This is a genomic window from Ruminiclostridium sufflavum DSM 19573 (assembly GCF_003208175.1).
In the GTDB taxonomy this organism is placed as follows: domain Bacteria; phylum Bacillota; class Clostridia; order Acetivibrionales; family DSM-1351; genus Ruminiclostridium; species Ruminiclostridium sufflavum.
On record NZ_QKMR01000001.1, the window covers coordinates 25,276 to 40,491 of the forward strand.

Sequence of the window (15,216 nt, forward strand, 5' to 3'; positions counted from 1 at the left end):
CTCGCGCGTATATGATATATACATTAGGCGCATTAGGCATACACCTATACACCTAACTGCCTAATTTATATTTATATAAGAAATAAAAGTAACAAAGTAACAAAATGGCTTTAGCCCTGTGTTTTCAATCGTTTTCGCAGTTACCTTGAAAGTAACATCAAGGTAACAAAGTAACATTTTTTGTTACCTTTGTTTAAAATGTTACTTTCAAAATCCTTTAAAGGTAACATTTCTTTCAAACCCTTTTTGCAATCCGCAATAACCAAATCTCATTGGCTTGTTAAACCTTTTCCAGTCATCCATCATGGATATAACACCGTTTATCTCTGAAGCATCTGAATATTTCATTCCTTTATAATCACCGTTTAACGCTTCCACCCATACCTCTAACGCACATACCCTGTCACGCTCCGCCGTTTCAACGTTTCCCACCATACCGCCCGCCCAAAACAGCCTCCTTCTCTCCAACGGCCATTTTATCCAATCAGGCGGTACTCGCTTCTCCACAAAATCTCGAATTAAACCTTCTCTTGCACTATGTTCTCTGTGGTTTTCCTGTTCTTCCTGCGCCATTACCTCAAGTTCCTTGCTGAGATATAAAGGCTCACCGGCCTGCCATCTTATGAAAGCTTCAGCCCATAGTTGATTTATTTCACCATCCAAATCAGTATGTACATTCTTTGTCGGCTGAGAAACTGCCAGGTCTATGGGCCAAAACCTTCTGTTTCCTGTTTTATCCCTCAGGTACTCACCGTTATTGCTTGTACCAAAGAATATACACCTGCGAGGATACCAGCTCACATGACGGCCATATGCCGCTCTGAATATATCCTCGCATTGGCTCAAGAACTGTTTAATGCGTCCTATTTCAGATTTATTAAAAGCCTCCAGTTCTCCTATTTCTACTATCCAAACACCCTGTACAAGCTCTGAAGCTTCTTTCCCTTCAAAGGTCTTAATACTGTCTGAAAACCATTTGCGCCCCATCTTTTTAAGCAGTGTTGATTTACCAAGTCCCTGCGGACCGGTTAATATTGTCATGGTGTCGTACTTTACTCCCGGCTCCATGACACGTGCTACCGCTGCAGTAAATGCTTTACGTGTTACTGCTTTAACATATGGTGTATTAGCGGCACCCAGGTACTCTATAAATAAATTGTCTAGTCTCTGAACTCCATCCCAGGATAGACCTGTTAAATATTTCTTTACATCGTCAAACGCATGCTTACGGCCGCATAGTGCCAATGCATCGCTTATTCTGTCCTTGCCTGTTATTCCATAAGTTTTTTCCATGTACCATCTCTCCCCCGCATCATCATTATCTGACCACACTCTGCGTTCCTGCCTCTGGTCCCACGGAAGCGCCCCGAGGGCCAGTCCTTTATTAGCAAATTCATCATAGGCTATTTTTTCTTTCAGCAGCGGGTCATTTTCAAGTATAAGTAATACATTATCTGTAGTTTTTGCAGGAGTACCTGTTGTCGCACTTACCTGCAGCTTGCTTATCCAATTCGCATTGCCCTCTACAGGCTGTCCGAAGTCCTGTGTAGCCTTTTCATACCGTTCCTGATTTAATAAGCTGGCCACATAAGTATCAGCTACAGCAAACTCACACATTGCAACATACGACGGTAATTTATTTGTCGGTGTATCAGGCTTTGCTTCTTCATCCTTGTCGCTGAACTTGTGGAGGCGTACCAGGTCAAAGGCATTTACCAAACGTCCCCCGGCTGGGTCTGTAGCATGATGCGAATATAAAAATTGGCCGTTATCGTAAATAACAGCTCCTCCTGTAGTTGAACCGCCGGTGAAGGTGAACCGGCCTGAGCTATCATCACATGGGATATACTCTCCCGGAAGAAATTTATCCATAGCTTGATATATGTCATAAACCCTACAGAAGGCACCGACAATACCGGCTTTATCCGTAGGATTCCCCTGCTTTGCGGCAAGCTTAATATGGGCCTGCTGCACTCCCGGAACCTCCGGCCATTCAGTTACATTATGCCAATCTGCATACATAGCCAAAACTCCATTTGTATCCAGAAAAGGTTTATCACCAAACTGGAATACATACTGGCTATCCACGCAGCAACTCGGCCAGTACATAAGCCTCGATGCTTCAAAGGTACTCGGGTCGCACATTTCTATTCCGATAATCTGGCCTAATTTTCTGGCCAAAGGTTCATATTCGTCCGCAGATGCGGTACGAGACATGGGAAGTAATATTCTCAGGCGCGGTTTGACCTCTTCATGCTTACGGGTTGAGTATAGAGCGTAGGCGCAGCCAAGTCCGTCAATTCTTCTGAGTACGTCTTGAGTTCCGCCAGGCTGAATGTTATCAAGGTCAAGAGATATTATATCCCTGCCGGTTATGGCATTTGCCTTACGTCTGTTACCGCCGGCAACGGTACCGCCTACAAAACCGCCGACATCTTTCAGATCATCCTGCTGGCCTTTTGTCATACGGAAATATTCAGCTAATGTTTCATTTCCTCTGACAGGAGTCTGCAATTTTAATATAAGTTCTGACCACCATATTGTTTGTATTGGCCATTTTATTGCCTTACGGCTGCCCGCAGCAGATATAGATAATTGTTTATTATATGTAAGCACTCGGAGATTCACCTCTTAATGTTATTTATATATTTTCTTCGTCTGTGTCATCCTCAAAAAGGCCGGGAATAAATTCGTCGCAGTAGTCACACCCTGCGTTTCTCTGACATTCATCACAAATTCCATACGGACAAGTCATGCATATCACTCTCCTTAATCCTTTTTATAAAATGTTGCCACAAATCCGTCTGCCTTTAGTAATAGCCCTGGTGCCCAGCTTATCGGCCGCCCCATTATCTCACATACCTTGTCAAGGTCTGTAGATTTAGGTGTGTCCAATACAACTTCGTCATGTATGTGCATTACTGTCTGGTACCCTGCAGATTTTAAACGCATAAGGCTTTCAGCTAAGCAATCTCTGGCTATTGCCTGTACAATGTTTTCTACAAGCTTACCGCCATATGTCGGTACTAGTTCCCACTTTTTCGTTTTTTGGTTTATTCCATAGTAATATAGGGAATCCTTGTTAAATTCATTTATTTGAAGCCCAGGGCGGGTATAAAAAAGCTTTCTGCCACTGGGCAAAGTAATTGTCAAAAAATCTTGATTGTTGTTGTAATCGCATTCCCGCGCAATCATTAAGCCTTTAATCCCCACAGGATACCCGGTTTTCATAACCTCGATGACTGCATTCTCGATACTGTACCAGAGGTCAACAATACGTTTGTTTGCGCTTCTCCACCGACGTACTATGTCTTTCGCCTCGTCCTCGGTAAAAAACATTTCATATTTGTGTTCTGCAGTGTCCTTGAATTTGTTTGCACCCATTCCGTACCCCAGACCAAGCTCTGCAACCTTGCCCCGTTGTCGGAGCTCATATTCAGGATTACCCTTTACAATCAATTCAAAAGGTACACCGAACATCTGGGAAGCCGAAGCTTCATATATTTTTCCGTGGGTTGCAAATACATCAAGTTTCCACTGTTCTCCGGATAACCATGCAATTACTCTGGCCTCTATAGCTGAAAAATCCGCATCAATGAATACATTCCCCTCTGAGGGAATAAAGGCGGTTCTAATAAGCTGTGATAGCGTGTCTGGTATATTTCCGTATATCAGCTTTAACGCATTTACCTTTTTCCCTTTTACACAGTCTCGAGCATGGGAGAGTGTTTCTAAATAGTTTCTCGGGAGGTTTTGTACCTGAACCAATCTTCCGGCCCAGCGCCCTGTCCTGTTAGCCCCATAAAACTGCAAGAGCCCTCTGACGCGCCCATCCTCACAAACAGCCTCGCACATAGTGGTATATTTTCTAACTGAAGTTTTTGAAAGCTCCTGACGAATCTCAAGCATCCTTTTGGCATTGTCACTGTCTATGGTCTTAATTAAGCTTGTTACGGTAGCTTTTTGAAGGTTTTCCACTTCGTCGCCTGTTTCCTCGGTTAACCATTCAGTTAATTGCTTCACACTTTTTGGATTTTCAAGTCCGGAAAGCATAACCGCCTCCCGCGTCAGTTCTCCTGTTACAATTTGGTCACAATGCAGAGCTCCCTCGATAAGTTTCTGGTCAACTGTGACCCCATAAGCATTAATTTGCTGGTCAAGTTCCCATAACTTCTGCTCCTGCTCCGGTACCGGGAAGTTTGAAAGCTTCCGTTCTATCTCCATCTCTGTTACAACATCCTGCCGGCAATATTCTTTAAACAAATTCCATTTCTCAGGCTCATGGTGCGGTAGCGTTCTGGTTCGATTTCCGTTTTTATTAGTAGGCTTACAGGGTACACAAAAAGTCCGGATTAGTGCAGAGCCTATACTCATTTTCCTTTTATCCTCAGGCAGTCCTAATGCAATGGCTGTTGCTGCAAGTCCTGCTGTGTAACCACAATACAAGCCATGCAGCATTGTACATCTCCATTGTCCTAACGGAGTATTAAAGAATTTACTCAGGCAATACCATTCAAACGGAGCGTTATATGCGTGTTTAAGAGTGCCTTCATCCTGCAGTGCGTATCTTATCCAATCAGGTATTTTTTCACCCTGAGCAATATCTATTACCGATACCGGGCCATCACAATATGAATACGCCATTAGGAGTATTTCAAAATCAGGAGACTGCACGTATTTGTACAGTCCTGATTTCTTTAAATTTACAGATGAGTATGTTTCAAGGTCTACATTAAAATGCCTGTTATATTCCATAAATTCCACCCACCAAAGGTTTCCCGGTTATAGGATCAATTTGCTGTGGTTGCTGGCCGTAATTGGGCTGCTGGGGAGCTACTGACGGTATAAATGCCGGTTGCCCTCCATAATTAGGCTGCTGCGGCTGATTATATGTCGGCTGTCCGTAGCCCGGTTGCCCATAGTTTGGTTGCTGTGGTTGATAAATCGGCTGTGCAGGTGCTGCATATGGTTGACTTGGTGCCGGCTGCCCATATGGTTGCTGCGGATATGCAGGAGCTCCGCCGCCGAATGCCTCTGCAGCTGATACGTGGCCACCTAAAGGCTCACCGTCCTCTAATTTCTGCACCGGATATAGTCCACAGCCTACACCTTTTTTGCCGTTTGTGTTGAAAGGGAAAAAGCGGATTGATACTCTCGCATATATTCCTGAATACACTTGCGTCTGGTCAATTATTGGATTTAAATTTATATCTACTACTTCTACCTTTTGCTTACTCGAAGCTGTAAATACCCAATGTCCTTTACACTCATTCCCGAATGGCATCCCATCACTTGGCCTTACTCCGTCACCATCATGAACAGGTATGGCTAAAACAGGAGGTCTTACCCCATTCCATTTCCCTGATATACCTTGTTGAATAGCTGCATTGACAGCAGCATCTATTTTTTGTTTTGTTGCTATATCTGATTTTGGCAAGAGTATGGTGCAACTGTATTTAGGATCCTGTCCTGCTTGTGCTGAATAAGGCTGAAAAAGGTGCACATAACTTAATCTTACCGTCCCGGTCACTACATCAAGAATACTATTGCTCATTATCGTTTCTCCCTTCGTCTTTAAAAATATCCGCAGCCCTTATTTGCTGTATCGCTTCTCGTTTATCGCTTTCTAAAACCAATGTTGGCTTGCCTGGCGGTGTTTCTATGTATGGAGAGCACAGCTCTTTAAATTTTGCTTTACCTATTAAATCTTCAAGCTGAGTTATCGTTAGCGGTTTCCTTTCATAAAGCATTACCTCATTGGTACCATTTGCTTTTAAAGTGTTAAAAGCCGAGTCCTGATCAGTAAATTGTCTGGTGCTTTTACCATGTACCGCTTTCCATCCAGTTATTCCATTACCATTTAGGCACTCATTAAGAGCGTAACTTTCTAATTTTTTAACCCAGGAGGCTAGGTTCTGAGCCCGGAGTAGTATCTGGCCGACTTCCTCATTTGTGATAAGAGGAGGCGTTATTCCTCCGCATTCTTCTAATTGCAAGTTTTCATCCATACGCTTTCTGCAGATGGCTGCTGCTCTGCAGAACTGGCAATGTTCCCCCTGGATATATTCTCCTTCACCTTTAAAAGCTTTCTCAGCTATGGGCTTTATGCTTTCACCCCATGCAAGCAGATCCGCAAGCGATAGCTCCCATTCAGAAATACTGTCTAATCGAGGCTGAACTATCACAAGTTTTATATTAGTAATTAAAAACAAAATTGCATATGCGGTATAGGCTCCCAGTGCGTAAAGCATCATTTGTGGATTTTTATACGCACTCACCGGTACACCCTTACCGTATTTGAAATCAATGACATACATTGTTTGCCCCCCGATTATTATGCAGTCACTTGTACCAAAGCCCTCAGGTGCATACGCTTCATACTTTACTTCCTTCTCAACCGCTATGTATGGAGTAGACGGAAAGCTGTGGGCGATTGCGGAAATATAGTCCACATATGTATCTGTATGCCTCATCATTTCATCCTGATATAGTGGATTTTCCTGAAGCTTCTTAAGCCGGCTGTTGAATGCCCGGGTGCTTAACGGTTCAATAAATGCTTTCCGGAGCTTCAGCTCGCATATATCATGAGCCAGACTGCCCTCATCGGCATATTCAGATTTTGTTTCCGGAATCTTTTCTTCTAATCTGGCAGAGGGTATACAGTTCAGCCAGCGATGCGCCCCGCTGGCACTCAGCAGGGCGTGTTTCTTTTCAGTTTTTTTTTACAAGAACTTTCTCGGTCATATCTTCGCCCCCATTGCGCGTAGCTGAGTGGCAAATGTTCCGTACTGTTCCTTAGGGAGCTGCATAAGAGAACTTACTCCAAATGATGAAAGTAATTGCTGAAGCTCTGCCATACGTCCTGAGTCAACTAACTGTGTACCTGCAACACTTAGCTGTTCAAGTGTATAGACCGGAGCGGTAATTGGTATAGCTCCTTGAACAGGCTGTTGCTGCACCGGGAACTGAACGGGAGTGGCTTGTTGGTTAGTTACCGGTTGTTGTTGTTGATATGCCTGCTGCTGTGGCATTTGTTGGGGCTGCTGAATCGGCGAGTTATAAATTTGTTGCTGTGGCTGGGCAGCAGCATTGTTTAGCTGCTGTTGCGGCTGTGCCATTGCTTGTGTTTGCTGTGCCGGTACTGCACCATTAATAGTTTCAACTGCCTGTCTTGCCTCTGAATCAGCAGTCTTAACACTTTCTACAAGGTGGAGAAGAGTACCGCTGATTATTGCATCTTTTAATTCTGTTGCATTAAATTCAATTGAAATTTTCATAATGATTGACCTCTTTTCTTTAATAGTGTTATACTTAATTTGAGTATTTTAGTTAGCGCCTTTTTAAGGTGCTTTCTTTTTTTATAGCGACATATCTCTATTTGCGGGTGCACTCTTTGAATATCAGATTTCATTTTCATGAGTTTCCTTTGCCCTCCTTAAGTTCCTCAAGGCACTTTTTACAGATATTCTTTCCCTTAAAATTTTGAATGTATTTGGCTTCTCCGCAGAATATACAATCCGGTTCATACTTCTTCAAAATGATTGAGTCCTCATCAACGTAAATTTCTAATGCGTCCTTTTCCTCAATGCTGAAAGTTCTTCTTAATTCAATTGGCAGAACCACCCTGCCCAACTCATCTACTCTTCTTACAATTCCTAATGCTTTCATAATTACATCCTCCTAAATTTTTTAATTATTTATTAATTTACTTTTCAATTGCCTTTGTAGGGACATCGCTTTCTGTCAATAGCGATATGTATTATTGAATTGCTGTTTCTGTTTTTTATCACCAGCTCGTCCGGAAGATTTTTAACTACCATCCAATTGTCCGGATTCAAGTTCTTACTTCTATGCTTATAACCGGCAATAAGAATTTTCTGCGCTACAGTAGGGGTTTTACCATGTTTCATTCTTAATCACCTCACTCTGTCAATTTCCAGATGGTATGGGCAATATCTGCAAGTACCTCCGAAGCATCTTCTGTGCCTTTTATGACTTCTTCCCGGCAATCTTCGCAAACATCCTCAGCAAAAATCTGGATTTCAGCTTCAGTAAGCTTTCCTAGTCCTTCATAGAGCCGGGACACTTTTTCGTATATTGCCAATCTGACCTCTTCCGGAATGACTTCTTTTACTGCCAGTACTTCAATTGGCTTGTCCCTAAGCTGCTGTCTGAGGTCTTCAATCTCCTGCTGCTTCTCGGATATAATGTTACCGAGCTCTTTAATCTTCGTCGGATTAGAGTTACGCTTGGACTGCTCAAGCTGCTGGTGAAGAGAATCAAGGTCGCGCTCATATGCGCGAAGTGCATCGTCCCTATCCTTTTTGGCTTTCTTTGCCTGCTGTGCCGCATCTATCGCTTTATTTTCAGCAATGAATTTTTCGTTATCAGCTATCTCAACTCGTTTTTCAGCAGCTTTGAGCTTTTCTTCCATGACCTTGTACTCTTTAAGTGAAGTTATATCCCCCGAGACAACCTGCTCTGTGAGTTTCTGAGGAGCATCCTTTTTGGCTGCTGCAAATAATAATGATGGAGAAATATCCTCGGCTGCTCCGATATTGTCAAAATTTTTGGCAATAAATTCATAACCGTTTATATAGTTGTATGCTGTTTGACGTGTAATGCCAATGCTACTGACCCAAGCTCCAAAGGTACCGTTTTTGTTATTAGCAAGCTTGTCCTGTGCTTCTTTAAGCTCTTTGCCAATAGATATTACTGATTTGATTCTGATTTCAGTAATTTTATTAGCCTTATCATGCAGGAATTCTGCCGTATCGGCATCCACTGTGGAATAGTCAAAAGCTTTCTCACCCTCTTTGTTTACAATGTCTGTACTTTCTATTACATTTTCATTTTCCGATTCCTGACCTCGAATAAATCTGCTAACGCTATCCAGAGGAGTGTTCTCTGGCTTACTTCTCACTGTTTCAGCAGCCATACTGTAAACATCACAGTCAACATCACCAAAGAGCTTAATTGTAGCTTTTAGCGCTTCTCCTCGGCACAACAGAACCGAGCAGCCATCATTATGCTTGCAGAAATACGGGCAATCCTCTCTCATTCTTCCGCAGCCACTCGAACCGATACGGGGCTTTTTCTTTTCGGTAGCGTTCTGGTTAGCATCTGTCGTTTCCAGCATAGTTTTTGCTGCTTTTTCTCTCTCCAACGGGCACCATTCGGGACACGTATCCGAATTAAAATCTTTATCTGAGGCAATCTTTTTCTGTCCTTCGGTAAACTGATAACAGTAATGGGTATGTGGCTCACAGGGACGTTTTGTAGTTTTTATCCCATCATCGGCAACTACACTAACGTATGTGTTTTCTTCGCTATACCAGTGACCTGCATCACATTTCCCACATGACCGGGTAGGTATAGATTCCATTTCAACTGGTTCAAAGATATCCATCCTATTACCATCCTCATCCATCCCAGTTGTCCAGGCATTTTGAATTTCATCCTGTTTATCTTTTCTATCCCCATCCTCCAGCAAGCAATCGAGTTGGTCTTCTAAGTCCATTGACTCAATATCTTCGTAGGAAGCATCTCCTACCTGTACAAAATTTTTACAAGCTATTGAACTTTCATCGAAATAAAATTCGGCTCCAACTCGGTGGGAAGCATTATAACATTTATGCTGAAAAGGATGTCCTTCTCCATGCTCTGCAGGTTTACAAGAAATGCAGTCTATACACAAAAGCGGTATGTCAGACTCACTTTTATCCGGAAAGAACTTTTCAATTAAAACCTTTTTAGCAGCGATGCCTTTTTTATTTGAGCTGCAGCCTATGGATAACGTTCGTCGACAGTCGGCCAGATGGTCAGCATTATAATTTGCACTCAAATCAGGATGCTCAGTACAGTACTGGCGTATTTTCTCCATAAGTTGATTATCAAGGCTGTTTATACCAATTGTATTTTTATCCTCCAAGCTGCCGGTCCACTCTGTTTTGTGGTTAGGTTTTTGTGAGCCGGCTCGGCATTCCCAATGATCGAAAACAGCCGGCCAACCTTTTGTAACTGCATTTGTAAATGGACAGCTTGTACATTCAGTATTTGTTACATCAACCTTATAACCTGTTACATCGGCGTTTGAAGATTTCTGAAATTCAATTCCGCACTTCGTCCAATATGTTTTCTTTGCCAACCTTTCACCTTCTTTTTTCTTAAATTCATTGCAGGCACGAGCTCCGCTATAGTATTCTTTAGAGTCTATGTACATCTTTTTACCATTTACAGTTACGCCCTTCGTATGGGGCTTAACTTTCTCATTGGTGCATACTCCGTGCGTTTCGCCTTCGTAGTGTAAGCAATTACCGCATTTCAGGTCATCATATGAAACACCCCACTTCCAGAGTATCCATGAATCTGTTACTCGGATAAAGCCGCAATGTTCTGCGTATTGGTCGAGCATATCCGGTGATGTGCTATTTTTACAGCAGACTCCTGAGCCGAGATAGGTATCCCCATAACGGTAATTGCTGTTCGCCGGGCATCGATTACTGCTACAACCCATACTCACGGCAATCCCTCCCCCTTTAAACTCACGGTCTGACTAAAACTCAGCATACTCAATTTCTGCTTGCTGGTCAGTTACTATGTCCATCAGGTAATCCATCTCGGCAGCTATTTTTTCGATCTGGTCGTTGCTCAAAATAGGCTTGGCTGCAAGAATCATGTAACCAATCGCTGCACAGTTTGTCATCCTCTTGTCCCTCCATTCCTTAAAAAAAATTACTTCATATACATTTCAGCAAGCATTCTGTAAGCCGTTTCTGTTCTCTCATTTACTGGAACGACAACCCCCTCAAGAGTATCAAGTTGCGTTCCATCTTTTAAGAAAAAACGGACTATAGGTGCTTTCTTTTCTGGCACATCTTTTTTTGCTTTATTATCATTTTTGCTTGTCGTTTTTGCCTTTTTCGTTTTCATGGAATGCACCCCCCTCTATTACTGTATTTACTACTGTTTGTACACTATTACTGTTCTTATTTTTATCAGAATAACTGGATAATCTTCGCAATCCACCTAATCAACTCTTATTTAAGGTACTTCTCTGGTTGCTGCTTGCCCCTTCTTACAAAAGTATGATAAAATTTGTTTGAAGGGAGGGTTAAAGCTAATGCCTGAACAATACATTAAAGAACGTATTGATAAATTAACTCTTTTCTACTTGGAGAAAACTGTTGATATCTCAAAGCTTACTGTTGAAGAATTTATAGACAAATTCAACAAGATTCAAACTGAGATATATACTTGTCTAATTAAATAACTGCTATACTCTCCAAATAACTGGATATTCCGCTGAGCAAATTCTTTGCATCTTTTACTGATAACCCATCTAAGATGCCCATAATCTGCTCGGCTTTTTTCAGGTCTCTCTTTTTAAATAAAGGAGTTTTTTCGTACACTTCTTCTAAATCCACTTAACTCACCTCCCTACACGCTGCTTGTTGATTTTTTGTAGAATTAAATTCTACTTTTTGAGCAAAAAAAATCTCATCTTTGTTTTCAATTGAAAGCACTTCACATAATGTAGAAATTTCACTTGCTTTAAATTCTGTTATATTATTTATTTTTTTATAAAGCCCCATCTCTGACAATCCTAACTTTTTCGCCAACTCTCGTTTTGTAAAACCTGCTCTTTTAATAGCTATTTCTAATTCAATCGTGTTCGTCATATTTATCATACCCCTTTCTTTTTTGTAGAATTATATTCTACATATTAAATTTAGCATCATGTAGAATTATTGTCAACACTTTTTTTATAAAAAGCATATTTTTGTTGACTTTAAATCTACTCAATGCTATATTTTAAGTAAACAAAAGTTTATAGCGTATAGGAGAAAAATTATGAAATTGTATGATAGGATAAAATCTCGCCGTGAGGAATTAAACATGTCTCAAGAAGAATTAGCAGCTAAAATGGGATATAAATCAAGATCCTCAATTAATAAAATTGAATTAGGAAAAAGCGATATCCCTCAATCAAAAATCGCTTCTTTTGCTAAAGCTTTACAGACTACACCAGCATATTTAATGGGATGGACAAGTGATGATCAAAACACAAAAAAAGAAATTGAAACAAAATGCGATTTATCTAGTATAAATGAATACAAAAATGTATTTAAGCAGTTTTCATTTTCTATATATAGGTGCGGAGGATATCAACCAGTTTACAGGGTACTTGATGAAAAAAACGGAACCATATTTGAAAAAGTTACAGAACCCGTTTTATATGATTTACTAACATTTATAAATAATAATGCAAATTTTATCAGAAATGAAATTTACAGACGAATTGAAACAAATATAAAAGATAGCAAAGATGAACCCTACCTTGCAGCTGCTCACAACGATGCTCCTATGACGGAGGAAGAAGAAGGCTTAATGCGTCAAGACCTGGACGAGTTATAAAAGGTTTAAATCTGTATGCTGTATTTATTGTAAAATTTTTTGACAATATTGAGGTAAACTATGCTGAATAAATATGAAAAGCTTCTCGTAAAAACCGAAAGCGATAATTTATGTGTAGAAGAGAAACAATTTAAGTCAAGAGCTAAAGGTCTTATAAAAGACAAAAAAATCGGTATCCGCAAGGACTTACCCACCTTAACTGAAAAGACCTGCATTTTAGCTGAAGAACTCGGCCATTATTACACTAGCTGCGGAGATATCCTTGACCAGACAAAAACAGAAAACGTGAAGCAGGAAAAACGGGCACGTAACTGGGCCTATGAAAAGTTAGTGCCCCCGGATAAGCTGATTGAAGCCTATGAGTCAGGAGTCCGTAACAGGTATGAACTTGCTTTGTACTTAGATGTCATAGAAGAATTTTTGGAAGAGGCAATCAACCATTACAAAGAAAAGTATGGTCTATGCCGTATATATGATGATTACATAATTTACTTTGAGCCTCTTGGTGTGTTTAGGAAAATGATAGATAAGCAATGACTATATAATAAGGGGAGTGATCATAAATGAAAAGAGTCGGTTGCTATGTTAGGGTATCTACAGAAAACCAACTTGAGAATTACAGCATAGAGGAACAGATTGAGCGTTTAAAAGCCTATTGCACAGCAAAGGATTGGGCTGTATATAAGTTTTATACCGATGGCGGATATTCCGGCGGTAACACAAATCGTCCGGCACTACAACAGCTCCTAGTCGATATTGAAAGCAAAAATCTTGATATTGTAGTTGTCTATAAACTCGACCGCTTAAGCAGATCACAAAAAGATACGCTTACACTTATAGAAGATGTCTTCCTTGCAAACGGAATTGATTTTGTATCGATGAGTGAAAATTTTGATACCAGTACCCCATTCGGCAGAGCTATGGTAGGCATTCTGTCAGTTTTTGCCCAGTTGGAAAAGGATCAGATTACTGAGCGTTTCACAATGGGCCGAATAGGCCGGGCCAGAAACGGTAACTTCCATGGAGGACCCACACCACCAACAGGATATGATTATATTGACAGTAAATTGGTTATTAATGAGTATGAAGCTTTACAGGTCAAGGAAGTTTTCAGGTTGTTTCTTGAAGGACAGAGCATTAATTCTATACGGAAATACATGAGTAGTAAGTACACAAATAAGTACGGAAACTGGGCTAGCCATACTCTCGTTTTAAATGTACTTCGTAATTCAGTATATATTGGAAAAGTTAAATTTAGCGGTCAGGAATATGCCGGAAATCACACCCCTATTATTGATATAAATACTTTTGAAGCGACTCAAAAATTTTTACAAAGCCCCGAAAGAGAAGATTCAAAAACTATCTTTCAAAAGAATCCTTTTAGAGCAAACAATCTCTTAACCAGTTTGATATACTGTAAAAGATGTGGAGCTCGTTTTTGCGGGAATCATGGCAATTATGTATGCCACTCCAGAGGTAAGACAGATTCTAAAATGATAAAGGACCCTAACTGCAAAAATAAAAAGTGGCCTATAGGAGAGCTTGACGAATTTGTTCAAAATGAAATCTTAAAGCTGGCCTATAATGAAGAATACTTTAACGAAAAAGTTAAGGGAAAAGCTTTGCCGGTCAAATCAGATAAAGCCATACTACTAAATAGAGTTACCGAGATAGACAAACAGATATCCCGCATGATGGATTTGTATCAAGTCGGAGGCATTCCTCTTTCTGAAATAACAGACAGAATAGCAAAGCTCAAAGATGAAAAGGATTCTCTCGCGGAGGATCTTGCTGATAAGGAAGATAAAAGGCTGACTATCACCAAGGCCAAAGCTCTGCTATCCAATGCCGAAGAAGTTTTCACCACCGGTGATATAGCTAAGAAAAGGCTTTATATTAGCTCTTTAGTTGATTATATCGAAGTTGACGGAGAGTTTCTGGATATCCACTTTTCTTTTTGATACTCTCATTACAGAATTAGTTTTACTATGTGTATGGTTAAACTAATTCTGTAATAGTGTTTCTTTTTTTGCTTACCAACAATATAATACTATAAAATAAAAATGCACAAGTTAATTTACTTATAATTACATTTATGTTATAATATATAAAACAAAACACAAAGGGGGAATTTCTTTGAAAAAGAAAGCAATAAGTTTATGTCTATCTGCTCTTTTAATCCTATCGTTTAGTCTATTATGTGTAGCACAGAGTGATGTGGAGATAACTAAAAGCATGCAAGTAGTAGATACTCTCGACAATGTTGACGCTCTTTATAGACCCGGAACCGTTGCGGATGATTATGGAGATAGTACATATAAGTGTGCAGCATATCCAATTAAATACTTTAAAAAACTATACAGTGTTAGCTTATCAGGTCTTAGTGAAAATGGAACTCCAACTGTTACAAGCGGAAAACTTACAGTAGTGACAGATCCCAAAAAAGGGGATTTAGCCTTCTGGCCTTCAACTCCCCACAGTGCAATTGTGAAGTCTGTATCTGGAGATAAGGTTATTCTTATTGAACAAAATTGGAAATACAAAAGTGGGGGCAAGTGGTACGCCACAATCGATAGACAAGTATCTAAAACTTCAAGTGGTTTAAAGATTTACAGATGGAGCAAATGAACAAATACGCTTATCATTACATATAAAGGATGAAGCTTAAGAATTAAACCGCAGGCTAGAAGTTCAAATCCTTTCAAGCTCACCAGCGGAAATGAAGGGCTTAGCTAAAAACAGCCCTTCATTTTTTATGCTTATTCCTCCAATTTGGAATAGAATACCTCTATAATAGTA

16 protein-coding genes are annotated in these 15,216 nt (G+C 40.4%); 4 read left to right on the top strand and 12 right to left on the bottom strand.

What is annotated here, in order from left to right; all coding sequences use genetic code 11:
- Window positions 1–207: 207 nt before the first annotated feature.
- From LY28_RS00155 to LY28_RS00200, 12 genes are all read right to left on the bottom strand, one after another.
- Window positions 208–2,616: a virulence-associated E family protein gene (locus LY28_RS00155; RefSeq protein WP_110460142.1), complete on the bottom strand. Its 2,409-nt coding sequence runs from the start codon at window positions 2,614–2,616 to the stop codon at window positions 208–210.
- A 153-nt stretch (window positions 2,617–2,769) separates the two neighbouring features.
- Window positions 2,770–4,755: a DNA polymerase gene (locus LY28_RS00160; protein WP_110460143.1), complete on the bottom strand. Its 1,986-nt coding sequence runs from the start codon at window positions 4,753–4,755 to the stop codon at window positions 2,770–2,772.
- Window positions 4,745–5,554 carry a DUF2815 family protein gene (locus tag LY28_RS00165; protein WP_110460144.1) on the bottom strand — a complete coding sequence of 270 codons (810 nt, stop codon included), beginning with the start codon at window positions 5,552–5,554 and terminating at the stop codon, window positions 4,745–4,747. The genes LY28_RS00160 and LY28_RS00165 overlap by 11 nt, the downstream gene beginning before the upstream one ends.
- A complete protein-coding gene (locus LY28_RS00170) occupies window positions 5,544–6,698 on the bottom strand; it encodes a DUF2800 domain-containing protein (RefSeq protein ID WP_110460145.1) in 1,155 nt (384 codons plus the stop codon). Before LY28_RS00170 ends, LY28_RS00165 begins: the two co-directional genes overlap by 11 nt.
- A gap of 42 nt (window positions 6,699–6,740) precedes the next feature.
- The gene (locus tag LY28_RS19320) at window positions 6,741–7,277 is read right to left on the bottom strand and encodes a hypothetical protein (RefSeq protein ID WP_207658039.1); all 537 of its coding nucleotides are present in this window, start codon (window positions 7,275–7,277) and stop codon (window positions 6,741–6,743) included.
- A gap of 136 nt (window positions 7,278–7,413) precedes the next feature.
- Complete coding sequence (locus tag LY28_RS00180) at window positions 7,414–7,668, bottom strand: AbrB/MazE/SpoVT family DNA-binding domain-containing protein (protein ID WP_110460146.1); 255 nt, start codon at window positions 7,666–7,668, stop codon at window positions 7,414–7,416.
- A 44-nt stretch (window positions 7,669–7,712) separates the two neighbouring features.
- Window positions 7,713–7,910 carry a DUF6906 family protein gene (locus tag LY28_RS00185; RefSeq protein ID WP_110460147.1) on the bottom strand — a complete coding sequence of 66 codons (198 nt, stop codon included), beginning with the start codon at window positions 7,908–7,910 and terminating at the stop codon, window positions 7,713–7,715.
- An 11-nt stretch (window positions 7,911–7,921) separates the two neighbouring features.
- Complete coding sequence (locus LY28_RS00190) at window positions 7,922–10,522, bottom strand: hypothetical protein (protein WP_133250164.1); 2,601 nt, start codon at window positions 10,520–10,522, stop codon at window positions 7,922–7,924.
- Between the two features lie 33 nt (window positions 10,523–10,555).
- Window positions 10,556–10,705, bottom strand: a complete 150-nt coding sequence (locus tag LY28_RS18975) for a hypothetical protein (protein WP_165835442.1) — start codon at window positions 10,703–10,705, stop codon at window positions 10,556–10,558.
- A gap of 29 nt (window positions 10,706–10,734) precedes the next feature.
- Window positions 10,735–10,932, bottom strand: a complete 198-nt coding sequence (locus LY28_RS00195; RefSeq protein WP_110460149.1) for a BOW99_gp33 family protein — start codon at window positions 10,930–10,932, stop codon at window positions 10,735–10,737.
- Window positions 10,933–11,264: 332 nt separating this feature from the next.
- Complete coding sequence (locus LY28_RS18980) at window positions 11,265–11,426, bottom strand: hypothetical protein (protein WP_165835443.1); 162 nt, start codon at window positions 11,424–11,426, stop codon at window positions 11,265–11,267.
- Window positions 11,427–11,681 carry a helix-turn-helix domain-containing protein gene (locus LY28_RS00200; protein WP_110460150.1) on the bottom strand — a complete coding sequence of 85 codons (255 nt, stop codon included), beginning with the start codon at window positions 11,679–11,681 and terminating at the stop codon, window positions 11,427–11,429. It lies immediately after the preceding gene.
- 172 nt (window positions 11,682–11,853) lie between these two features.
- Here LY28_RS00200 and LY28_RS00205 point away from each other — a divergent pair, with 172 nt between their 5' ends.
- The 4 genes from LY28_RS00205 (at window position 11,854) to LY28_RS00220 (ending at window position 15,045) form a co-directional block, all read left to right on the top strand.
- The gene (locus tag LY28_RS00205; RefSeq protein WP_110460151.1) at window positions 11,854–12,417 is read left to right on the top strand and encodes a helix-turn-helix domain-containing protein; all 564 of its coding nucleotides are present in this window, start codon (window positions 11,854–11,856) and stop codon (window positions 12,415–12,417) included.
- 60 nt (window positions 12,418–12,477) lie between these two features.
- Complete coding sequence (locus LY28_RS00210) at window positions 12,478–12,954, top strand: ImmA/IrrE family metallo-endopeptidase (protein WP_110460152.1); 477 nt, start codon at window positions 12,478–12,480, stop codon at window positions 12,952–12,954.
- A 26-nt stretch (window positions 12,955–12,980) separates the two neighbouring features.
- Window positions 12,981–14,378: a recombinase family protein gene (locus tag LY28_RS00215; protein WP_110460153.1), complete on the top strand. Its 1,398-nt coding sequence runs from the start codon at window positions 12,981–12,983 to the stop codon at window positions 14,376–14,378.
- Window positions 14,379–14,553: 175 nt separating this feature from the next.
- On the top strand, window positions 14,554–15,045 hold the full coding sequence (locus LY28_RS00220) for a CHAP domain-containing protein (protein ID WP_110460154.1): 492 nt from the start codon (window positions 14,554–14,556) through the stop codon (window positions 15,043–15,045).
- The last annotated feature ends 171 nt before the right edge of the window (window positions 15,046–15,216 follow it).